General features: G+C 36.2%; 15 protein-coding genes. 7 read left to right on the forward strand and 8 right to left on the reverse strand.

Features of this window, described 5'->3' with window-relative positions; translation table 11 throughout:
- Positions 1-13: 13 nt before the first annotated feature.
- Both narH and CS937_RS05135 read right to left on the reverse strand, forming a co-directional pair.
- Complete coding sequence (narH, locus tag CS937_RS05130) at positions 14-1,486, reverse strand: nitrate reductase subunit beta (protein ID WP_099157385.1); 1,473 nt, start codon at positions 1,484-1,486, stop codon at positions 14-16.
- Positions 1,476-5,159: a nitrate reductase subunit alpha gene (locus CS937_RS05135; RefSeq protein ID WP_099157386.1), complete on the reverse strand. Its 3,684-nt coding sequence runs from the start codon at positions 5,157-5,159 to the stop codon at positions 1,476-1,478. The genes narH and CS937_RS05135 overlap by 11 nt, the downstream gene beginning before the upstream one ends.
- A gap of 348 nt (positions 5,160-5,507) precedes the next feature.
- Here CS937_RS05135 and CS937_RS05140 point away from each other — a divergent pair, with 348 nt between their 5' ends.
- The 4 genes from CS937_RS05140 to CS937_RS05155 all read left to right on the forward strand — a co-directional run bounded on the left by CS937_RS05140 (position 5,508) and on the right by CS937_RS05155 (position 10,452).
- The gene (locus tag CS937_RS05140) at positions 5,508-6,551 is read left to right on the forward strand and encodes a TDT family transporter (protein WP_099157387.1); all 1,044 of its coding nucleotides are present in this window, start codon (positions 5,508-5,510) and stop codon (positions 6,549-6,551) included.
- Positions 6,552-6,676: 125 nt separating this feature from the next.
- Positions 6,677-8,188: a spore germination protein gene (locus CS937_RS05145; RefSeq protein WP_099157388.1), complete on the forward strand. Its 1,512-nt coding sequence runs from the start codon at positions 6,677-6,679 to the stop codon at positions 8,186-8,188.
- A 9-nt stretch (positions 8,189-8,197) separates the two neighbouring features.
- On the forward strand, positions 8,198-9,319 hold the full coding sequence (locus CS937_RS05150) for a GerAB/ArcD/ProY family transporter (RefSeq protein WP_099157389.1): 1,122 nt from the start codon (positions 8,198-8,200) through the stop codon (positions 9,317-9,319).
- On the forward strand, positions 9,316-10,452 hold the full coding sequence (locus CS937_RS05155) for a Ger(x)C family spore germination protein (protein WP_176555756.1): 1,137 nt from the start codon (positions 9,316-9,318) through the stop codon (positions 10,450-10,452). Before CS937_RS05150 ends, CS937_RS05155 begins: the two co-directional genes overlap by 4 nt.
- A gap of 96 nt (positions 10,453-10,548) precedes the next feature.
- On the opposite strand, the gene CS937_RS05160 is transcribed toward CS937_RS05155, so the two are convergent.
- The 3 genes from CS937_RS05160 to CS937_RS05170 form a co-directional block, all read right to left on the reverse strand.
- Positions 10,549-11,757 carry a quaternary amine ABC transporter ATP-binding protein gene (locus CS937_RS05160; RefSeq protein ID WP_099157391.1) on the reverse strand — a complete coding sequence of 403 codons (1,209 nt, stop codon included), beginning with the start codon at positions 11,755-11,757 and terminating at the stop codon, positions 10,549-10,551.
- Positions 11,754-12,614, reverse strand: a complete 861-nt coding sequence (locus CS937_RS05165; RefSeq protein ID WP_099157392.1) for an ABC transporter permease — start codon at positions 12,612-12,614, stop codon at positions 11,754-11,756. The genes CS937_RS05160 and CS937_RS05165 overlap by 4 nt, the downstream gene beginning before the upstream one ends.
- A gap of 89 nt (positions 12,615-12,703) precedes the next feature.
- Positions 12,704-13,705 (reverse strand): ABC transporter substrate-binding protein, encoded by a 1,002-nt coding sequence (locus CS937_RS05170; RefSeq protein WP_099157393.1) that lies wholly within the window; start codon positions 13,703-13,705, stop codon positions 12,704-12,706.
- A gap of 591 nt (positions 13,706-14,296) precedes the next feature.
- Here CS937_RS05170 and CS937_RS05175 point away from each other — a divergent pair.
- Both CS937_RS05175 and CS937_RS05180 read left to right on the forward strand, forming a co-directional pair.
- Complete coding sequence (locus CS937_RS05175) at positions 14,297-14,734, forward strand: MarR family winged helix-turn-helix transcriptional regulator (RefSeq protein WP_245835698.1); 438 nt, start codon at positions 14,297-14,299, stop codon at positions 14,732-14,734.
- A 13-nt stretch (positions 14,735-14,747) separates the two neighbouring features.
- On the forward strand, positions 14,748-17,879 hold the full coding sequence (locus CS937_RS05180) for an MMPL family transporter (protein WP_099157394.1): 3,132 nt from the start codon (positions 14,748-14,750) through the stop codon (positions 17,877-17,879).
- A gap of 85 nt (positions 17,880-17,964) precedes the next feature.
- On the opposite strand, the gene CS937_RS05185 is transcribed toward CS937_RS05180, so the two are convergent.
- Positions 17,965-19,035 (reverse strand): undecaprenyldiphospho-muramoylpentapeptide beta-N-acetylglucosaminyltransferase, encoded by a 1,071-nt coding sequence (locus tag CS937_RS05185; RefSeq protein WP_099157395.1) that lies wholly within the window; start codon positions 19,033-19,035, stop codon positions 17,965-17,967.
- 118 nt (positions 19,036-19,153) lie between these two features.
- On the opposite strand from CS937_RS05185, the gene CS937_RS05190 reads away from it, so the two are divergent.
- A complete protein-coding gene (locus tag CS937_RS05190; RefSeq protein ID WP_099157396.1) occupies positions 19,154-20,524 on the forward strand; it encodes an MATE family efflux transporter in 1,371 nt (456 codons plus the stop codon).
- Positions 20,525-21,059: 535 nt separating this feature from the next.
- Here the strand turns inward: CS937_RS05190 and CS937_RS05200 are convergent.
- Together CS937_RS05200 and CS937_RS05205 are read right to left on the reverse strand one after the other, a co-directional pair.
- Complete coding sequence (locus CS937_RS05200) at positions 21,060-22,250, reverse strand: NupC/NupG family nucleoside CNT transporter (RefSeq protein ID WP_099157398.1); 1,191 nt, start codon at positions 22,248-22,250, stop codon at positions 21,060-21,062.
- 526 nt (positions 22,251-22,776) lie between these two features.
- Positions 22,777-24,066 (reverse strand): NCS2 family permease, encoded by a 1,290-nt coding sequence (locus CS937_RS05205; RefSeq protein ID WP_099157399.1) that lies wholly within the window; start codon positions 24,064-24,066, stop codon positions 22,777-22,779.
- Positions 24,067-24,094 lie beyond the last annotated feature (28 nt).

Raw genomic sequence — 24,094 nt, forward strand, 5'->3', positions numbered from 1 at the left:
TTAGGACTACTATTTAAGCTAATACCCCACAGCTCCCTGGTCCACCAGCAAAGTCTAAACCGCATGCACCTTGCTCACTATAAGCATCCACAGCAACCTCTTTATGGCTTTTCGGTATTACAAAACGATCACTGTATTTAGCTATAGCAAGTAAACGGAACATTGTTTCAATTGCTTGTTCGTTTAACCCTAATTGATGAATAAGGTCAATATTAAAGCGATTACCAGTTTGTTTTGCACGCATATAGTTTCGCATTACTGCCATTTTCTTCAATACAGTACGAATCTGCTCTGTGTCACCGGCAGTAAGTAAGTTAGCCAAGTACTCAATTGGTATTCGCATTTGATCAATCGCTGGGAAAATATCCTCTGTATCTGCTGTACTTCCTTTTCCCTCAATTACGTTCATAATTGGACTCAATGGTGGAATATACCAAACCATTGGCATCGTACGATATTCTGGGTGTAGTGGTAGCGCAATTTCCCAATCGATAATCATTTTATAAATTGGTGATTGTTGTGCTGCCTCAATCCAGTCTGCAGGAATACCTTGTTGTTTAGCTTCCTTAATAATTTCTGGATCATGTGGATCTAAGAAAATACCAAGCTGTGCTTTGTATAAATCGCGATCATTTTCTACTGATGCTGCCTCTTTTACACGATCTGCATCATAAAGCATGACACCAATATAGCGAATTCGGCCGACACATGTTTCAGAACAAATTGTTGGCTGTCCATTTTCAATACGTGGATAGCACAATGTACATTTTTCTGCTTTATTTGTTTTCCAGTTAAAATATACTTTTTTGTACGGACATGATGTCACACAATGACGCCAGCCACGGCATGCGTTTTGGTCGACTAACACAATACCATCCTCATCACGCTTATACATCGCACCTGATGGACATGATGACACACATGATGGGTTTATACAGTGTTCACAAATCCGTGGGAGATACATCATAAACACTTCTTCAAATTCGGTTTTTATCGATTCTTCCATTTGAACAACGTTTGGATCCCGTAGTCCTGTAATATGGCCCCCTGCAAGGTCGTCATCCCAGTTTGGTCCCCATTCTATATCCATGAATTCATTTGTAATTGTAGATTTAGCACGAGCAACTGGTTGATGCTTCTTCTCTGGACTATTTGTTAATGTTTCATAATCATATGTCCATGGTTCATAATAATCTTCTAATGTTGGTTGGTATGGATTATAAAATAAGTTTAATAGGCGATTAGCTTTACTACCAGATTTCAAGCGTAGTTCACCGTTTTCCACTTCCCATCCACCACGGTATTTCTTTTGGTCTTCCCATTGTTTTGGATAACCAACACCTGGCCTTGTTTCAACATTGTTAAAATACATATATTCTGCACCTGGACGATTTGTCCAGGTGTTCTTACACGTCACACTACACGTATGACAACCAATACATTTATCTAAATTCATTACCATTCCAACTTGCGCCTTAATTTTCAAGCCAGTCGACCTCCCCTAATTTACGAATGATAACATTTAAGTCGCGTTGATTTCCTGTTGTTCCATAGTAATTAAAGCCATAGCTTAATTGCGCATACCCACCAATCATATGGGTTGGTTTCACATGAATTCGTGTTGGGCTATTATGTGTACCACCACGATTTTGTGTTAATTTTGTGCCTGGAACATGGATATGACGATCCTGTGCATGGTGCATAAACGCAACACTTCTAGGAATCCGATGTGATACAACTGCACGAGCCACAACAACACCATTTCGGTTAAAGCATTCAATCCATTCATTATCTTCTACGTCGATTTCGGCTGCGTCATCTTTATTAAGCCAAATGGTCGGTCCACCTCTAAACAATGTCAACATTGGTTGTGAATCAAAATACATGCTGTGTATTGACCATTTATTGTGTGGTGTCAAATAGTTTAATACGATCTCTTTTCCTTCTACTTTTGGACGATCTGCTTTAAACGGTGTATGATCTAAAATCGGTTTAAATGTTGCCATGGATTCACCAAATTCATGCATCATTTCATGGTCAAGGAAATAGGATTGTCGGCCTGTTATCGTACGGAAAGGAATCATCCGTTCAATATTGGTTGTAAATGGTGAGTATCTTCTTCCACCTTTTTCTGACCCACTAAAAGCAGGTGATGTAATAACCGTTTTTGGCTGTGCTGTTATTTGATCAAATGTAAAGCATTCTTCTTCCCGCTCTTCCGCTAAATCGGTAAGCTTTAAATTTGTTTTTTCCTCCAATGCCTTCCATGCTTTTACCGCAACTTTTCCATTTGTAGTAGAAGAAAGCATTAATACTGCTTCACATGCGTCACGCGCTGAGGTAATATCAGGGCAACCATCTGCAACACTTTCATTCTGAACCGTGCCAATTGTATGTTTTACTTTTTCATATTCCTCTTTCATTTCCCAATTAATACCTTTTGTCCCATATGGTTTCGAACCAATATTAGGTCCAAGCGCAGTTAATTTACTGTAAATTTCTTTGTAATCATATTCAACTACATGAATTTGAGGCATTGTTCTTCCTGGAATCGGCTCACATTCCCCTTTAGACCAGTCTTTAATTTCACCAAACGGCTGTGCCATTTCTTGTGGTGTATCATGTAATAATGGCGTTGCAACAACCTCTTTTACTGGCTCCATCTTTAATTCTTTTGCCAAATTGGATATGCCTTTTGCAAGTTCTTTAAAAATATCCCAGTCCGACTTCGATTCCCATGGTGATGCGATTGCCGGGTTAAATGGATGAACAAATGGGTGCATGTCTGTACTTGATAAATCATGTTTTTCATACCATGTAGCAGCAGGCAAGATAACATCTGAGTATAATGCAGTACCAGCCATTCGAAAATCTAAGTTAATTAACAAGTCAAGCTTTCCTTCTGGTGTCTCATCACGCCATGTGATTTCTTCTGGACGTAGACTATCTTCATCAGTGTTCAACAATCCATGTGTTGTACCGAGTAAATGTTTCAAGAAATATTCATGTCCTTTACCAGAACTGGAAATTAAGTTTGCACGCCATACAAATAAATTACGTGGAAAACTTTCTGGTGCATCCGGATCTTCTATTGCGAATTTTAGCTTCCTTTCCTTTAATTGCTTTGCAACATAGTTTCCAATTTCCTCTGTAGTCTCACAACCATTTGCTATCGCTTCTTTATAAACATCTATTCCGTTCCGGTCAAATGTTGGATACGCTGGTAGCCAACCTAGTCTCGCTGCAAGTACATTGTAGTCGCCATAATGCTCATAGCGAGGTTTATCAACAGTTGCCGCTGTTAAGCTACTTACTGGTATCTCTTCATACCGCCATTGTCCTGTTGCGAAGTAGAAGAATGATGTTCCATTCATTAATTTTGCAGGACCATGCCAGTCCTTCGCGGTTGCAACATTCGTCCAACCTTCAGTTGGGCGTAACTTTTCTTGGCCAACATAATGTGCCCAACCACCACCATTAACACCTTGAGCTCCAACCATAATAACAAGATTTACAACTGCGCGATAAATCGTATCAGAGTTGTACCAATGGTTAATACCTGCACCAACGATGATCATAGAACGTCCATTTGTATCAACAGCGTTTTGTGCAAATTCACGAGCGATTTTAGTAACCAATTCGCGTTTAACACCAGTAATTTTCTCTTGCCATGCTGGTGTAAATGGTGTGTCATCATCATATGATTTCGCTGATTCTCCACCGATTCCACGATCAATTCCATAGTTTGCTAGCATCAAATCATATACTGTAGCCACGTACGTCTTTTCACCATCAATAGCTACTTCCTTTACTGGAACCGCACGATGAAGGATGTTACGTGTTTCGGCATCGAAATATGGCATATTAACTGTCGCAATTTCATCCTCTTGCCCTAGAAAACTTATTGTTGGGTCAATCGCTTCTTCAGTAAATTCATCAACTAAATGTAAGTTCCATTTACCTTTGTCATCCCAACGCGATCCCATTGTACCTTGTGGGATGGCAAAAGTGTTGGTAGCTTTATTAAACATTGACGGTTTCCATTCACTATTTTCTGATTCAATTCCTAAGTCTTTCGCATGTAAAAAACGATCAGCTACATAATGCCCTTTTCCTTTTTTCAACCGAACGACAAATGGAAAGTCTGTATATTGTTTTGCATAAGATTCGAAATAAGGCTGCATATTTTGATGATAAAATTCATTTAAAATAACATGCCCCATTGCCATTGCTACCGCACCATCAGTACCTTGTTTTACACTCATCCAATCATCGGCAAACTTGGTTGATTCTGCATAGTCAGGACTTACAGAAACAACCTTCGTACCTTTGTAACGTGCCTCAACCAGGAAGTGTGCATCTGGTGTCCGTGTCAGCGGAACGTTTGAGCCCCATGTCATAATATAACTAGAATTAAACCAATCTGAACTTTCGGGTACATCAGTTTGATCACCCCAGATTTGTGGTGAAGCTGGTGGTAAATCTGCATACCAATCGTAAAAGCTTAACATTGGTCCACCCATTAAGGACATGAAGCGACTACCTGCTGCATGACTGATCATTGACATAGCTGGAATTGGAGAAAAACCAACATTTCGATCTGGACCATATTTTTTAATCGTATAAAGGCTGGATGCTGCAACTAGTTTCGTAACTTCATCCCACTCTGCACGAATGAGTCCACCCTTACCTCTAGCACGCTTATATAAATTTGCTTTCTCTGAATCTTCAATAATACTTGCCCAAGCTTCTAGAGCATTACTGTGATTTTCTAATGCCTCTCTCCAAAGCAATAATAGTTTCTTGCGGATATATGGATATTTCACACGTAACGGACTATAAATATACCAGGAAAAGCTTGCTCCACGTGGACATCCACGAGGTTCAAATTCCGGCATATCCGGGCCCGTTGTAGGATAATCAAGCTGTTGCCCTTCCCAGGTAACAATTCCGTCTTTTACATAAATATTCCAGCTGCATGAACCCGTACAGTTTACACCATGAGTACTTCTGATTACTTTGTCATGCTGCCATCTTCTTCTATATACATTTTCCCACTCTCTATTTCCTTCTAGTAACTGACTGTGATTGTCAGAATATGTCTCTTTCGGTTTCATATACGTTAGTCTCTTCCATAATGGAGAATGTTTCTTTTTCACAGGGATTCCCTCCAAGTTCAAGTTATTGGATCAACTTCTCTATGGTTTTATTAAAACAGAGAATCTGATTTTTAACTGTGAAAAATATCACACTTTCAGATGGTTTCATCAAATAGACACTTTTCAACCATCAAACGTGATAATTATCACGTTAATACTACATTAACGTGCAAAATCAACATTGCTGACTAACATAGAGATTAATAAATGTGTCAGAAATGGTATAATTTACTTTGTTATTTCTCGATGAGTGTATAATTGTGATTTTTTTCACAGAACTTAATGAAAATCCATGCTATTTTTATCATAAGAAATTAACATAAGTGTATTTGATAGGATGTGGTAGTAATGTTATTGAAAGGACCTTATAAAAAAATTGAACCTGCATCAGGTGCAATTATTATGGCTAACGGAATTTTCTTAATTGGAGCGATAGATGCTTTTCCTATTCTCGATATCCAATTAGGGAGATATTTAGCTTTTATCTTACTTATTATGTGGATTGTTATCTATAAATCGCTATCTGTTCAGTTTTTGCATCGTGATTTTTTAATTCTATTTATCCAGCACCCTGTCAATTCATTTGTAATTGGTACTTGGATTGCTGGTGTTTCTGTTTTGTGTAATGTATTTATCAAATATTTTCCAGATATTTTGTTGATAACACAAGCAATTGGAATACTGAACACGTTTTTATGGCTTTTCTTTTTGATGAATTGTTTTTATAACTTCAAACAACTTTTATTTGATCATCAAGATTATCCAGTACATGGAGCTATATTATTGTCAACAGTTGGAACACAGTCGATTATTATACTACTAAATAATGTATTTTTTAGATTTCCAACATATTTTTCTGAAGCGATAATTATTTTAGGATTCATATTTTACTTGGCAGGGATGATTTTAATAGGAAACCGTTATTTAAAACAAAAGAATTGGACAATAGCTGATGATTGGTCCAATACAAATTGTATTATTCATGGTGCATTATCGATCACTGGGCTAGCAATTGTTACGACCAATACGTTTACACCAGAATTTGTGACAGTTTTTTGGTTAATTGTATTTGCATTATTAATTATCGTGGAAGTTATTGAGGTTATACGGGCAATAAAACGGATTCAATTATACGGTTGGAACAAGGGTATTTTTACTTATCAAATAACACAATGGTCACGAAACTTTACCTTTGGCATGTTCTACACGTTTTCTTTAGTGATGCATTTAAATCCGTTTTATCCAATACAAGATAGTCTCTATCGTTTTCAGGAAGGGTTCATGAAATTTTGGGCCTGGATAGTACTAGCAGCACTGATCGTGCAAATTGCTATTTCTGTAAAATCGCGTATTGAAACATCCTCTGTAGCGAGAAAAAGTCAGGTACGATAATCAGATGTTTATATGAACACTTTACTACCATATATTTTATTGTGGTAGTTTTTTTGTTGCAATTATATTTTATGCGATTTTTCACATACTAATATACAGCGATTGTTTCAGCAGGAGGTATACATATGAAAAGAACTCGTCGCCGTAAAACACATAATAATGATTCTATATTTCCAATGACAGTTGATGAACTAAAAAAACTTATTACTGGTAAATTTGAAAATAACCATGACTTTGAGTTTTCTATTTATGAACATCACGGTAAAAAAATTGCCGTCTTTTTTATATCCTATCAAGTTAAAACTGATAAAGTTGAAGATTTTTTATTAAAACCTCTGCTGAGTAAACAGGGAGAATGGACAAGCAAATCTATCCTTAATGAAGTCCCTTTAGATACCGGTTCAACAACCGAAACACTAGAAACTATTTTAGAAAAATTACTTATCGGCGAAGTTTTTGTATATGTTGAAAATGATGTTGAGATTGTATCTTATGTTTTATTGAAAAAAGAACATCGCCAACTTTCCAAACCAGAGAACGAAACAGTCGTACTCGGACCACAAGTAGCCTTTACCGAATCACTGATTACCAATCTGAATATCATACGTTGGAGTATCCGATCAACAGATCTCGTGCTAGAAAAACTCATGGTTGGTAAAAGGTCGCCTCGTGAAGTTCGGATAGTTTATATGAAATCGATAGCAAACGAAACAGATGTAAATACTATGCGCCAAAGAATAAAGGATTTGGAGATTGATCAATTGGAAGATAGCACAACGCTAATGCAATATATTGAGGATTCATCAACTACCATTTTCCCTCAATTCTATTCAACAGAGCTGCCAGATCGCGTGGCTTATACAGTAAGTCAAGGGAGAATTGCTGTATTAGTAGAAAATAGTCCGACAGCAATTTTAGCACCATCGACATTATTTAGCTTCTTTGAATCAACTGAGGATCTGTATATGCGGTGGAATGTTGGATCATTTTTAAGAATTCTTCGTTTTATCGCTATGTTTATTTCGGTAGTATTAACTCCACTTTATGTTGCAGCTGTAACCTATCATTACGAGCTCATTCCTTTAAGGGAGCTTATTACACTCGGTCAATCAAGGGCTGTAGTTCCATTTCCACCAATAATTGAAGCGATAATTCTTGAGTTCTTAATTGAACTATTACGTGAAGCTGGTGCAAGACTACCGACGAAGGTTGGACAGACAATTGGTATTGTTGGTGGTGTTATTATTGGGCAAGCCGTGGTGCAGGCAGGGTTAACAAGTAGCATCCTTATTATCGTAGTTGCTCTTAGTGCGTTGTCTTCTTTTACCGCACCAAGTTATTTAATGGGGACAACGATTCGAGTCATCCGATATCCAATGATTTTACTTGCAGGAATGCTTGGAATTATCGGGATTATGTTTGGATTGTGCTTCTTACTTATTCATTTGTTAAAGATGACTTCTTTAGGTCGCCCATATTTATCTCCTATTTATCCATTTCGTTGGGTTGATCTTAATAAAGTCCTTTTTCGATTACCAGCTAACTATCAGTACAAACGCTTCTTCTCTTTTAGACCAAAGGATTTACTTCGTTATAATAAAAGTGAGGCTGTAAAAAAGCAAGATATAGATGAGTAGGTGGGATAGATGGATGTAAACGTTAAATTAAAGGAAAATCTACAGATTCGGGCGTTCTACTTGTTTTTCATAATTGTAACAATTCAAGTTGGCGTTGGAATAATGGGTGCTCCTATGTATATTTTTGTTGAGGCACGACAGGATTCTTGGGTATCCATTATTATCGCGCTTCTATATATATTAATGGTTTTATTTGTCATGCTTCTTATATTAAACAGCTATGAAAATGCAGACATTTTTGGGATTCAAGTTGATATTTTTGGAAAATGGATTGGAAAAATACTCGGAACCATCTACATTGTCTATTTTATATTCACATTTTTTTCTGTCCTAGTTACCTATATTGAAGTAATTCAGATCTTTATTTTTCCAAAAATAAGCCCTTTTTTTCTAGGTATATTACTCTTATTACTGGTTATATACAGTATTGTGGGCGGTATTCGAGTCATTGTTGGCGTATCGTTTACTTTCTTTGTACTGTCCCATTGGCTGTTATTTTTATTATATGAACCCGCTTTAAGAATGGATTTAACCCATTTTCAACCTGTATTTGATGCTTCCATAATCGAATTGTTAAATGGCGCTAAAGCAACGTCATATACATTTATGGGATTTGAAATACTTTTCATCATTTATCCATATATACAAAATAAAAAACAGGCTAAATTCCCTGTTTATTTTGGGGTATTTTGGTCTGCAATGATTGTATTTATTGCCACAGTCGTAGCAATTGGCTATTTCAGCCCTCAACAGTTAGAACAATTAGAATGGTCTGTTTTATCATTGTTTAAAATAGTAACGTTTCCTTTTATTGAACGGTTTGATTATGTTGTTATTGCTGAATGGATGATGGTCGCACTTCCAACCCTAATCTTATTAATGTGGGGCATTACTCGTGGCGTGAAACGTGTATATAATATCCGACAAAAAACAACCCTTTATATTGTATCTGTACTATTTTTGTTTGGTTGCAGTTTCATCACTTATCACCATGTAATAATTAATTTAATTAGCAATGTGGCAGATGTAGGGTTTTGGCTTGTATACGTTTATCCATTTTTCCTTCTACCCATTATATACGTAAAAAAGAAATGGCGACAGAAACAAAAAGAAAGTGGGAAGAAATCATGATAAAGCGAATTATAATTATACTGTTCCTCGTGTTCTCCCTTTCTGGATGTGTACAATCCAAAACGATTGAAAGACTTGGCATCATAAATACACGTGGTGTTGATCTTCGTGATGACAATGAAATAGAAGCTACCATGGTAATTTACAAATTTGATTTGGAAACGAAAAACATTAGTGAAATAATAACTGGCACGGGACACACTGTGAAGGATGCTCGTGAGAATGCAAATTTGAAAACAGGCATACAACTAGCCTCTGGCCAAATTAATTTGGAATTATATGGAGTAGAAGTTGCTGAACAGGGGTTAATGCGCCAAATAGATACATTAGTCCGTGATGCAAGGGTTTCGGATACTATGCTACTCGCAGTAGGAAATCCGACAGCAAGTGAAATAATTAATACGTCAGAGAAAAACGTAGGAACAAATGTAGGTCAATATTTACACGATATCATTCAGCAAAACATAAAAACGGATGTTCTCTCACGTGTAACATTACAGGATTTTATGCATATGTATTATGATGCGGGACATGATCCATTCCTACCTACCATCACAATCACGGAACAAAAGCCGACTATAACGGCACTAGCATTATTTAAGAATGATAAACTTGTCGGTCAAATTCCGATTGAAAAGGCATATCAAATTGCTATATTTAATAAAAAAATCAAATCAGTAGCACTAGAGTTTCCCATTCCAACTAAGCCATTTGAAAAGTATATGAAAAAAGATGACTATAATGATATTGACAGTGATACTTTTTATGCATTATTTACAGCACTTAAGGGCACTAGCAAAACAAAAATGACAGATGTCAAAAACCTACACTATCAAACAGATATAACATTAAAATTAAGTTTACATGAATTAACGAAAGAAATTAATGTTAAAGGACCTGAAGTAATAAAACTTCTTGAAAAGCAGGTTGAAAAAGAAATCACACATCAATATGAAGAACTTTTGACCAAATTAAAAAAACTTAATTCAGACCCTTTTGGTTACGGAAGTATTTATCGAACTAACAAAGCAGACGGTAAGCTAAAGAAATCCGAGTGGCATGACAAATTTCCTGACATAGAGGTCGACTTTAATGTAAATGTAAAGATAATTCGACATGGAACCATTCCATAAGATGACAGGTGGATGGGAAATCAGTCCATGTACTGATTTCCTATCCTATTATCAAACCATTTATCATCAAAAACCAAAAAGGATCTCATTCTTTTTTTATCCGATATATTCAATACTCTCATTTACGTCGTCTGATACCAACCCAGACAATACATGCACACGTAAAATAAAGCCAATCAACTTTTCTTCTTCATTTACTACAGCTAAAGGAAATTTAGATTCTAACGTTTTGGCGATTAAGTCGTTCACATATTCATCTCGTTGAACAACCGAAATATCAGTACGCAATACATCTTCTAACGTTTTCTTTTCTTTAATACCAGTAATCGCGTCGTCTATCGTGACAATCCCTTTAACATGTCGCCCACGATCTACAACAAACACACTTGAAATATTGTTTTCTTCCATTTCTTTTACCGCTACATTTAATCCATCTTTCATGGAGACCAGTGCATTAGGCTTAATCATCACATGCTCTGCTTGGAATACTTTTGAACGATCAATATCCTTTATAAAATCAGATATATAATCGTTCGCTGGCTCTTCTATGATTTCTTCCGGTGTTCCAACTTGAACAACCTTTCCATCCTTCATTACCGCTACTCGATCACCAATTTTAAATGCTTCATTTACATCATGTGTAATAAAAATGATTGTTTTTTGTAAACGTTCTTGAATGTCTAGTAGCTCCAGCTGCATTTCACGACGGATTAGCGGGTCTAATGCACTAAATGGCTCATCCATTAATAAAATATCCGGATCGTTTGCAAGAGCTCTAGCTAATCCAACACGCTGTTGCATACCACCAGATAGTTGATCAGGATATTTTTCCTCATATCCCTTTAAACCAACAATCTCTATATTTTCACGGGCAATTTCTTGCCGTTTCTCTTTAGAAATATTACGTATTTCTAAACCATATTCAACATTCCCCAACACCGTACGATGATTAAACAAGCCAAAATGCTGAAATACCATAGCAATCTTTTTCTGTCTCACTTGTTTCAACTGACTACTATTATAGTTGACAATATCTTCTCCATCGATAAAAATCGATCCATGTGTTGGTTTATTTAATAGGTTAAAACAGCGAATCAAAGTAGATTTTCCACTTCCTGACAACCCCATAATTACAAAGATTTCTCCTTGCTTTATTTCCATCGATGCATCATATACCCCAACAGTATGACCAGTCTTCTCCAAAATTTCGTTTTTCTCCATACCTTCCTTAATCATAGGAATAATAGAATACGGTTTAGCCCCAAAAATTTTAGATACATTCTCAAGCTTTATTTTAGTCGTCATTCACTTACCCTCCTATGCTTTTGGAGTTTATCGGCAATTCCGTTCGTAACGCGGTCAATAATAATCGCTAAAAATACGATACTTATACCAGCTTCAAATCCCAATGAAATATCAATCCTATTAATCGAAACCAGTACTTGTTCACCCAATCCCTGTGCGCCAACCATTGAAGCAATTACGACCATTGCAAGTGCCATCATTGTTGTTTGGTTAACACCAGCCATAATGGTAGGTAATGCCTGTGGTAATTGAATTTTACGAAGCATTTGCCATTTCGATGATCCAAATGATTGAGCAGATTCTATCACTTCTTTATCAACACCACGTATGGCTAGTTCGGTTAGTCGAATTACAGGTGGTAGTGCGTAAATTAGCGTAGCAGCTATCGCTGAGATGTTTCCTAATCCAAAGAAGAAAATAGCGGGAATTAGATATACGAAACTTGGCATTGTCTGCATAGCATCAAGAATTGGGCGCATTACAGTAGAAAATCCTTTACTAAATGCCATCCATACCCCAAGCGGAATCCCTATTAAGAGCGAAATAATCACCGCAGTAAGAACCACCGCTATTGTAGTCATCATATCCTCCCATAATCCAAACGTACCAATTAAAAATATGAAAATACTATATAAAACGCCTGAAAATATAGATTTAAAATACCAACCTAGTAAAAATATTACTAGAATGAATGACCACCAAGGCATCCAAACCAATGCTGTTTCAATACTGTTAATAATTTGTGAAGAAACAATATAAATAAAATCAAAAAATCCCTCTAATGATAAATCAAGAAAATCTACAAACTGTTCAACATAATCTCCTAATTTCGTCGTTATATCCGGAAAACTTCCCATAGGCAGACTGTTACTCGAAACAGCCCATTCACCTCACTTTATATATAATTAGAAAAGCAGCCAACCTAGGCGACCGGCTGCTTAATTTCTTACTCCATTGAGTCCTTTACTTTTTTAGCTACATCTTCTGGAACCCAACTAGTCCATATATCCTCATGTTTTTTCATCCACCATAAAGCTGCTTCAGCAGCTGAAGTATCCTCATTTTCGTCCATATATTTAAGTGCTTCTTCTGTTAACTTACTAGATGTTTCATAATTACTTAAGAAATCAACAACCTCTGGTGCTTGCTCAGGTAAATCTTTATGCACGGCTATCGTTACATCATTCGGTGGAAACGCAGTAGCTTTCGTTTCTTCATATACTTCTTTGTCATATTCCGGTTCCTCGAGTAATGTCAAATCATATTTTGCTGTTACTGCTGTTGGTGACCAATAATATCCTACCCATGCTTCACCAGCGTTAATTGCATCAGTTAATGATGCAACAATCGCAGCATCAGAACCTGGTTTAAAGTTTACAAACGTATCATTTAAACCATATGCCTCCATTTTTTGTGTAATTGCTTTTTCTACTGCCCAGCCACTTGGAGCATTAATTAAGCGACCTTTATCAGGTTCTGCTGGATCAGCAAATAGCTCAGGATATTTTTTTAGATCTTCAACTGTTTTTAAGTCTGGTGCCATTGGTTCAATCCCACGTTCCTCGTCACCTTCAATGACATACGTTGGTACATACAAGCCTTGAACATTATCATCAAAATTTACCGATACTTCTTTAATATCCCCTGCATCTATCGCTTCTGAATAGGCTTCTTTTATATTGTCTGTCCATGCTTCCATGTAGACATTAATATCCCCTTCACGCAGCCCTTGGAAGGTAGCTGGTGTTGAACCTTGTGTAACTTCTGTTTCAATACCATAACCCTCTTCTATAATTTTTTGGGCGATGCTATTGTGAACTCTAATACTATCCCAGCCAGCATCGGCAAAAGTAATTTTATCAATCTCTCCACTGGATTCGTCTGAACTACTGCATGCCGAAAGTACTATTAGAATAGCAACCGATAACAATATGAATAAATTCTTCATTTTATTTCCCCTTTTCTTCTTATATTTTACTTGCTTTAAAACAAAACACATTAAACTAAATATTACCAATAACACGAATAATGAAAAAATTAATCACGTATTCATATACTTTTATTACATTAAGTATTTAATTCAATATTATGTATATGAAAATACATTTCATAACTACCAATGAGGATCATATGTCCGTAAACTTAAACTAGAGGGGTTCAAAACGGAAGTTCGATGGTAATGATGTGTTATGAACAACATTTTTAATTATATCGGACCTGAATTTTTAATACAAACGGGCTAGCACACGAAAAAACAGGATTATTGTCGATTAACCATTGTCAGATTCACTTAAACATGTCTATTAGCAATATTGAAGCAAATACTCCATATAACTATCTAATGTCCATCGTATTTCTCTCTATACTCTCCTAGAATAATAACTATATACCCCAATTCTAAATGTATAAACCATAAAATTATCTATTTAAAGGGATGAAAATTTATTGCTAAATGAAATTGAAATTGGTATTATAGAATAGTTCATGAAGTGAACTATTCACTTTGTGAACCTTTTAATGAATATAGGAGGTGTATTTTTTGCAAATAGAATTAAAAGAGCTTATTAATCGTTATCAGGATGCGATGAACAGGATATATCGTAATGTAAATATTATTATGAAGGAAAAGATTCACTCCGATATCACAACAGATCAATTCTCTACGTTACAATACATTCAAAAACATGAACAGTGCACAAGTACGGAAATTGCAAATGAATTTGGTGTAGGTAAAAGTGCTGTTACAGCCCAAGTAAATAGATTACATGAAAAAGGATTAATCGAGAGAATACGAGATGGAAAAGATCGTAGAAATGTTTATTTACATGTTACAGACAAAGGAATTGAACTTGTTAATTACACAGAAAATGAGGTTTATGCTTCTATTGGCAAGAACTTAGCACATTTTGATGACGAGGAAATCCAAACATTTATAGATTCATTAGAAAAATTAGCACATGTTATGGACAATGAATAGAGGGGAGTAAATCATGAAACACATCATACGTTTCCGCTGGCTCATAGCTATTTTATGGGTAGCAGTTGCAGCATCATTATTTATTTTTGCACCGAACCTACAGGATTTAGTAGCAGAAAAAGGGCAAATAACCGTTCCTGAGGGCTATACATCACAGAAGGCACAAGCATTACTTGACGAAATATCATCAGATGAAAGTAAAAACACAACAAGTACTGTACTCGTTTTCCATGATGATGATGGACTCGATAATGCCGAAAAAGAGGAAGTCAAAGAAGCGATCGGCAAGTTAAAGGAAAATCAGGATAGCCTTGCTATTTCTGATATTTTAGCTTTTAGTGATGACCCTGCAATTGCAGATCAAACTGTTTCTGAAGATGGTAAGACCATTTTAGTTCCGTTTCAGTTATCATTGGAAAATCAAGCTATCGAAAAATCACGTGAAAAAATAACGGAAACTGTTGAGAATAGTAATGTAGAACATTACTTGACCGGGGAACAAATCATTCAACAAGATATACTTAAAAATTCAGAAGAAGGCTTGAAGAAAACAGAGCTAATCACAGTAGCGTTAATTCTCATTATTTTATTTGTTGTATTCAAATCGTTCGTCGCACCATTTATACCATTGTTAACGGTTGGGATCAGTTACCTTGCAGCTCAAGGTATCGTTTCTATTTTAGCAGACACTACTGACTTCCCGTTATCAACATTTACACAAATATTTATGGTGGCGGTCATGTTTGGTATAGGAACTGATTATTGTATTTTGTTAATTAGTAGATTTAAAGAAGAAATTACGAAGCATGATTCCATTAAAGACGCTGTCATTACAACATATAAATCCGGTGGTAAAACAATTTTCTTTGCTGGTTTAGCAGTATTAATTGGCTTTTCTACTATTGGATTGTCAACATTTTCACTTTACCAATCAGCTGTTGCTGTTGCTGTTGGTGTAGCTGTTGTTCTAATCGCTTTAGCAACTTTAGTACCATTTTTCTTAGTTGTTTTAGGTAAGAAGCTATTCTGGCCATTTGATAAAAATGTAGCACATAAAGAAAGCCGTTTATGGGGTACTGCAGGAAAATTCGCTTGGGGAAGACCCGTAATAGCATTGCTAATTGTTGCAACTATTACCCTACCATTTTTATTAACATACGATGGCAATAAATCGTATAATTCACTAGAAGAAATCGGTGATGAATACGGTTCGGTGAAAGGGTTTAATTGGATCGCAGATAGCTTTGGACCTGGGCAATCCATGCCTACTACAGTTGCTTTCGAAACTGATGAACCGATTGATACTGTCGAGGATTACCAAGCTATTGAAAGCATTTCACAAGAAATCGCACAAATGGAAGGCGTCAATCAAGTTCGAAGCGCGACACGTCCTGCTGGCGAAATAATTGAAGACTTTTTGGCAAATAAACAAACAAATAAATTAGCTGACGGAATTGGTCAAAGCACTGACGGTCTTCAAAAAATTCAAGAGGGCTTACAGGATGCTGCATCAGAGCTAGAAAAATCATCACCACAATTGGAAGAAGCTCAGAACGGTGTAGACCAACTAATGCAAGGTACACAAGACGCTAATAATGGCGTTGGTGAAATTAGTACAGCACTGAAACAAATCCAAGAAGGCATTGAGTCTGGGTCTAAAGGTGCTGGTGAAATAAAAGCCAACTTGCAGAAAATTAAAGATAACTTAGATAAGACGATTGCAGGAAATAAGAAATTGCTTGCCGGATATCAAGGAATTGCAGATGGTTTGAAAGGATTTGGTGGGCAATCTATTGATTCGCAAGGAATTGAGGATTTGAAAAGTGCAATGCAAGGTTCATTAGAGCAATTAGAAGGATTACAAGAATCCGAACCTAAACTCAATGAGAACCAGCAAACACAACTAGCCACAGCCATTAAATATACACAAAGAGCAATTGATGGGATTAATCAGTTGCAGGAGAAATTAAAAGATTTCCAAGATGCTCAAGCAGGACTTAAAACTGTTAACGAGCAATTTAGTAAACTCAATAAGGGCTTCAGTGAGTCTATCGCCGGCCAAGAACAGCTCTCTGCTGGTATTGGTGAATTAATTGCTGGTGTTGAGAATCTTCAATCGGGATTAAATCAAGCTGCTAATGGGCAAGGTCAAGTTGTTAACAACGTTCCTAGCCTACAAGAAGGCCTGTCACAAATTTACGGTGGGCAAAAAGAACTTAAAACTGCTTTTGCCGATATGCAGGATCAATTAGGTCAACTTTCAAGTGGACTTTCAGATAGCTCCAATGGATTAAAACAGATTAACGATGGGCTAACAGAAGTTCAAGGGTATCTCGGAGAATTTAACACTGATTCAAGTAATCCAGTTGTTGTAATTCCTGAACAGGCACTTGAAAATGAAGACTTTATGGAAGGAACTAAATCGTATCTTTCTGAAGATAAAACAATTACAAAATTTGAGGTCGTTTTAACGCACAACCCTTATTCAACCAAAGCGATTAATATGGTAGAAAAGATTAAAGACACAGTAAACGATGCTAAACAAGATACCGTGTTTGCGGATAGTGAACCTCAACTTGGCGGAATTAGTAGTACAAACAACGATTTACAAAATATTTCCGATGCCGATTATTCACGAACAGTATTTCTAATGATTGCCGGTATATTTATTATTTTGGTAATTCTATTAAGATCATTAGTAATGCCACTCTATTTAATCGGATCACTAATTTTGACTTATTTCACATCGATGGGTGTTGCAGAATTAATTTTTGTTCAAATATTTGGCTTTAACGGTCTAACCTGGGCAATACCATTTTTTGCCTTTGTCATGTTAATGGCACTAGGTATCGATTACAGCATTTTCTTAATGGATCGGTTTAACGAATATAAAGAAATCAACATTAAAGATGCATTATTACACTCGATGAAAAACATGGGAACTGTAATTATTTCCGCTGCAATTATACTCGGTGGAACATTTGGTGCTATGCTTCCATCCGGTGTGCAATCATTATTACAAATAGCAACCGTCGTACTAACAGGATTGTTTTTATATGCATTTGTAATGCTACCATTATTTGTTCCTGTCATGGTAAGAGTTTTGGGCAAAGCAAATTGGTGGCCATTTAAACGAAGTAAATAAACTTAGAATAAAAGAGGGAGATCAACCTAAAATGTTGATCTCCCTCTTTTTAATTTTAAAAATTTACGTAAGAGCCTTAATTTATTTATTTATTTGTTTCTTTAATAATTTCGATTACGCGTTCTTTTGCTTTTTCACTTTGATACTTTTTCATAGTATCGGTCATAATTGGAGCCTGATCTTTTAGTTGAAAAACTTCTTTGACTAAGCTTTCTTCCGTTAATGATTCCTCTTCCATTACGCGTGCATATCTTTTTTCCGCGAACGATTTCGCATTGATAATCTGGTCTCCCCTGCTTGCCTCTTTTGATAATGGTATAAGCAGCATTGGTTTTTGTAACGCTAAAAACTCAAATATTGCATTGGATCCAGCACGTGATAATACAAAATCAGTTACTGCAAAAATATCTTTTAATTCTTCATTTACATATTCAAATTGCTTGTAGCCCTCTCGATTGATCGTTGTGTCAATTTTACCGTTTCCACAAATATGTACAATCTGAAAGGCAGGCAACAATTCATTTAAACTAGCACGAACCGTTTCATTAATTTTTTCAGAACCACCACTTCCACCCATGATAAGTAACACAGGCTTTTCTCGGTTAAACCCACATAGCATGAGTCCTTGATCCCTATGACCTTGAAACAATTCATCACGAATCACTGCTCCAACATACTCTGCTTTTGCTTCCGGTAAAAATTGCATTGTTTCTGGAAATGTTGCAAGTACCTTTTTAGCAAATGGAATTGCTAGCTTGTTGGCAAGTCCCGGTGTGTAATCTGATTCATGGATTATTGCTGGAACACGACGCATTTTTGCTGCCATAATGACTGGTACAGACACAAAGCCACCTTTTGAAAATATAATGGAAGGCTTACGCTTACCGATAATACGCCAAGCTTGCATCGTTCCTTTTACTACTTTAAATGGATCTTTAATATTTTCTTTTGAAATATATCGACGAAGCTTCCCTGTTGAAATAGGATAATATGTTACATTATCTAATTGCTCGATTAATTTACGTTCAATTCCATTTTTTGATCCTATATAATCAACTTCCCATCCTTCTCTTTGAAATGCTGGAATTAAGGCTAAATTTACAATTACGTGGCCAGCAGTGCCACCACCAGTAAAAAGAATTCGTTTCTTTTTCATTAAATGGACTTCCTTTCTATCTAAATACCAAATAAAACGGTATAATTGCTTTTATACTTCTGAGAATGAAATCATCTTCTCTATCCTAATAAAAAAATATAAAAAAAGGAAGAGTAATATGTACGAAACATCAACATTAAAAGAAAAACTAAAGCTATTTTCCGTTATCTTAATTCCTATTTTAGTTACGCAAATCAGTATGTATTTAATGAATTTTTTCGACACAGTTATGTCTGGTCAAGCAGGGGCACAGGATCTTGCTGGAGTTGCAATTGGGTCAAGTCTTTGGGTTCCGATTTTTACAGGAATTAATGGAATTCTCCTCGCGATTACCCCTATTATTGCACAATTAACTGGTGCAAAGTCGAGTGAAGAAATACCAAAAAAGGTGCAACAGGGAATTTTTTTAGCTACCGCGCTCGCATTGTTAGTTGTAGTGATTGGTTCCCTCTTGCTTAACCCTATTTTACATGCAATGGACTTAGAAACAGAAGTAAGACACACTGCAAAATTTTATCTTATATGGCTCGTAACCGGAATCGTTCCATTATTTATTTTTAATACATTGCGGTGTTTTATCGATGCGCTTGGCCAAACGCGTATATCAATGGTAATCATTTTAACTTCCTTACCATTAAATATATTTTTCAACTATGTTTTTATCTTTGGAAAGTTTGGTATACCTGCCTTTGGAGGCGTGGGATCAGGTATTGCGACAGCGATTACGTATTGGTTAGTTTGCGGAATTGCTATAGGAGTTATTTACAAAATCCGTCCGTTTAAGGAATATCTAATTTTTTCAAATTGGGTAAGGCCATCCTTAAAAGCTTGGTGGGAACAATTGAAAATCGGTATTCCTATTGGCTTTGCAATTTTCTTTGAAACAAGTATTTTTTCTGCCGTAACATTATTGATGAGTGTGTATAGCACATATACGATTGCAGCCCATCAAGCAGCAATCAATTTTGCTTCCCTTTTATACATGATTCCCCTTAGTGTAGGAATGGCATTGACGATCGCAATCGGTTTTGAGGTTGGAGCAAAACGATTTGTTGATGCTAGGACTTACGGATACATTGGAATAAGTGGAGGATTGTTTATCGCTGCATTTTCAGGTCTTGTTTTATATGTGTTCAACGACACGGTCGCGGCAATGTATAACTCGAACCCTGAAGTAATTGAGTTAACCAAACATTTCATCTACTACGCGATATTCTTCCAACTGGCAGATGCATTCGGTGCACCAATTCAAGGAGCTCTACGTGGCTATAAAGATGTAAATATAACACTGATTATGGCACTTGTTTCTTATTGGGTTATTGGCTTACCTACTGGATGGTTACTTGCAAATTATACTGCACTGGAGCCCTTTGGATATTGGGTTGGGATTATTGTCGGATTAAGCTGCGGGGCAATAGCACTGTTGTATCGACTACTCTATTTGCAGAGGAAATATATGCGGATTAGAAAAGCAGCAAAAACTCACTAGTTACATGAATACTAGTGAGTTTTCTTTTGCTCTTTAGCTTTATTTAACTCGTACTTGTAAACAAATGGCTGTAAAATAAAGATACACGCGAGTACCCAAATAATCATCATTACCCAATTGAGAGTAAATGTATTGCGCAAAGCTATTAATGGAACAATACAAATTACCGTGAAGAGTACTTTAGAAAATCCCGAGGGTCGTAAATGTGCAGAACAATGCGGACAAACAACATGATTAAAATTACCCTGCTTCACCAAGAAAGCGAAAGAAATTTTCTTTTTACAATTGCCACACCGTTTTCTTAACATGAATCACACCTCATTTCTTCATGATAGCATAATTTTGGGTTAGAGGGGCAGATTTTTAGGCTTTCCTGCCTATGTTTCTGCTCTCCTGCCTATGTTTCCGCTCTCCTGCCGATGTTTCTGCTCTCCCGCCTATGTTTCCGCTCTCCTGCCGATGTTTCTGCTCTCCCGCCTAAACTATTCTCTATAACATCAAAAAACCGCCAATAAATAGGCGGTTTTTTGCTTTTCTATAAGAATATACCTGCAACAGTTGCAGACAAAATGGATGCTAATGTTGCACCAACAAGGAGTTTCATCCCAAATTTTGATACTGCTACAGCTTTTTTACTATCAATAGCTTGTACAGATCCAGCGATAATTCCAATCGATGAAAAGTTTGCAAAGCTTGTTAAGAAAACAGATACGATTCCGATTGTTTTCTCTGACATACTTCCAAGAATTTTTTGGAATTCAAGCATAGCAACGAATTCATTTGTAACAATTTTTGTACCCATAATTCCACCAGCTTTTATTACTTCTCCTGGAGAAATCCCCATTAATATACCGATTGGAGAAAGAATATAGCCTAAGATTTCTTGCAATGTGACACCGGCAAATATAAACTGAATTAGCCAGTTAACTAGATTTAATGAAGCAATAAACGCAACTAACATAGCAGCAACAATTAATGCTATTTTACCACCATCAAGTGCACCATTTCCCATCGCTTCAAAAATACTTTTATCCTGAGAAACATCTTTTATGTCAACTTGATCTTCCTCTTTTGGAACACGTACCGGTGCAATTACCGATGCAATCATTAATGCACTAAACATGTTTAATGGTAGTGCAACTAATACATATTCAGGCGGCAATATTTGAATATATGCACCAACAATTGATGCTGATACTGATCCCATTGCTGAGGCACTTACGATATATAAACGATTTTTATCTAAATGGTGAAACTGCGTTTTAATTGCAAGTAACGCTTCTGATTGTCCAAAAAAGATACTATTTACTGCATTAAATGATTCAACTTTTGGTAATCCTGTTATTTTTGATAAAAATCCACCAAAATACTTAATAATAACTGGTAAAATTTTTAAATATGTTAATACGGATAGTATTGTCGAGAAAAATATAATCAGCAGTAACACATCAAAGAAGAATACACTCCCACCTTCTGTACGTGCCACTCCGCCAACAATAAAATCTACACCATCTGATCCAAATTCAATTAACTTATTGAAACCAGCAGAAATACCATTAATAATTTTTTTCCCTATTTCTGTACTAAACATGAACCAAGTTACTAAAAACTGCCCAACCAACATAACAATAATGCCTTTATAATTTATGCTCTTTTTATCATTAGACATTAAAAATGCCAGTCCGAGGACAACAATGATTGCAACAAGTCCTAGAAGAATATCCACGGATGAAGCCTCCCTTTAATTTTCATTTGCTTTGTAAATGCTTACAATATTATTGATTCCACAAGTGATTTTACCAGGTTGTCTGACGTCATGCAAGTGGAAATTTTTCCTCGCTGCATTTAATGTTCCCTATTACACATTGTTTTAACATAGCAAATATAAAAAAGACCCCGGTATCAGTAACCAAGGTCATAAAACACTTTATATCTAGGGTGTTTTCTAGAAGATTGTTGCATTTTCAAATGGTGAAGTTTAGTCATAATACGACGTGATTTTGTGCTTTGCCAATGTTCCAGAAATATACTTCGCTTGTGTTATACTTTTTTAAATTTAATTTCACTTATGAGAAATAAAAAACATATATCTTCTTTCAAGCAGCCCGTATAAACGTAGACTCCTGGGGGATCCAGACGCCTCCGAAAAGCGGAGAGTATACGGGCTATGCTGGGCAGAAAGCAATAAACAGCACTTACGTTACATTTTCTATGAGTTCAACAAGCTACGCGAAAAGAGCTTAAATCTATTATTAATGTGCTGGGAAAAAGATCATTTGTAATACAAAAATGATACCAAATAAATATAATATCCAATGTACGTCTTTCCCCTTACCACTAACCAGTTTAAGTAACGGGTAAGTAATAAATCCAATCGAAATACCAGTTGCAATACTTGAAGTCAATGGCATCGTTAATATAATAGCAAACGCTGGAAAGGCTTCATCAAACGATTTCCAATCAATACGAGCTAATCCTTCCATCATAAAACAACCAACGATAATAAGAACAGGTGCTGTAATTGCAGATAGATTCGAAATCGCCTCGATAATTGGCGTAAAAAAGATTGAAAGTCCGAACAATACTGCAACAACTATTGAAGTCAATCCAGTTCTTCCCCCTGCAGCTACCCCAGAGGTCGACTCGACATATGCTGTTGATGGACTTGTCCCAAACATGGACCCGACTGTTGTTGCAGCAGCATCAGCCATTAATGCTGACTTTGCACGAGGTAATTTACCATTTTTCACAAATCCTGCTTGTTCCGAAACTCCAATCAATGTTCCGGTTGTATCAAAAATGGTAACAAGTAAAAATGCAAACACAACGGTGTAAAGACCATTGCTGAATACGCCAGCAATATCGAGATCAAAAAATACTGGTGTTGGTGGTGCGGAAACAAATCCATCAAACTGTAATTGACCAGTGAAAAAACCAATAACTCCTGTTATGATCATGCCAAGAAATAATGCCCCTTTGACGTTCCAGGTCATTAATACTAATGTAATGAACAATCCAGCTAGTGTTAGCAATGTTACTGGTGCATGTAAATCCCCAAACCCAACCATGTTTGCTTCATTAGGAATAACAATACCGGACATTTTTAATCCTAAAAATGCAATAAATAATCCTATACCAGAGGTTATTCCAAACTTCAATGAAGCTGGAATTGCTTCAATTAACGTTTCACGTAAAGTGGTTAGGCTTAACAAAATAAAAGCAATACCTGCAATAAATACTGTACCAAAAATTACCTGATAGGATAATCCTTGTGTTGCAACTACACTAGCAAAATAGGCGTTCATCCCCATACCTGGTGCAATCGCTATTGGATAGTTAGCGAAAAATGCCATATAAAGTGTACCAACTACTGCAGAAATGACGGTGGCCATAAACACCTGATCAAACGGAACTCCAGCCGAATGAAGGATAACGGGGTTAACTATAATAATATAAACCATCGTTAAAAATGTAGTAGTTCCTGCTAACAATTCAGTTCGGATATTTGTATTATTTTGTTTTAAATTAAATAACTTATTCATCTATGACACCTTACTTTCCGAATCTTAT

The organism is Virgibacillus ndiopensis, assembly GCF_900187325.1.
Taxonomy (GTDB): Bacteria; Bacillota; Bacilli; order Bacillales; family Amphibacillaceae; genus Virgibacillus_E; species Virgibacillus_E ndiopensis.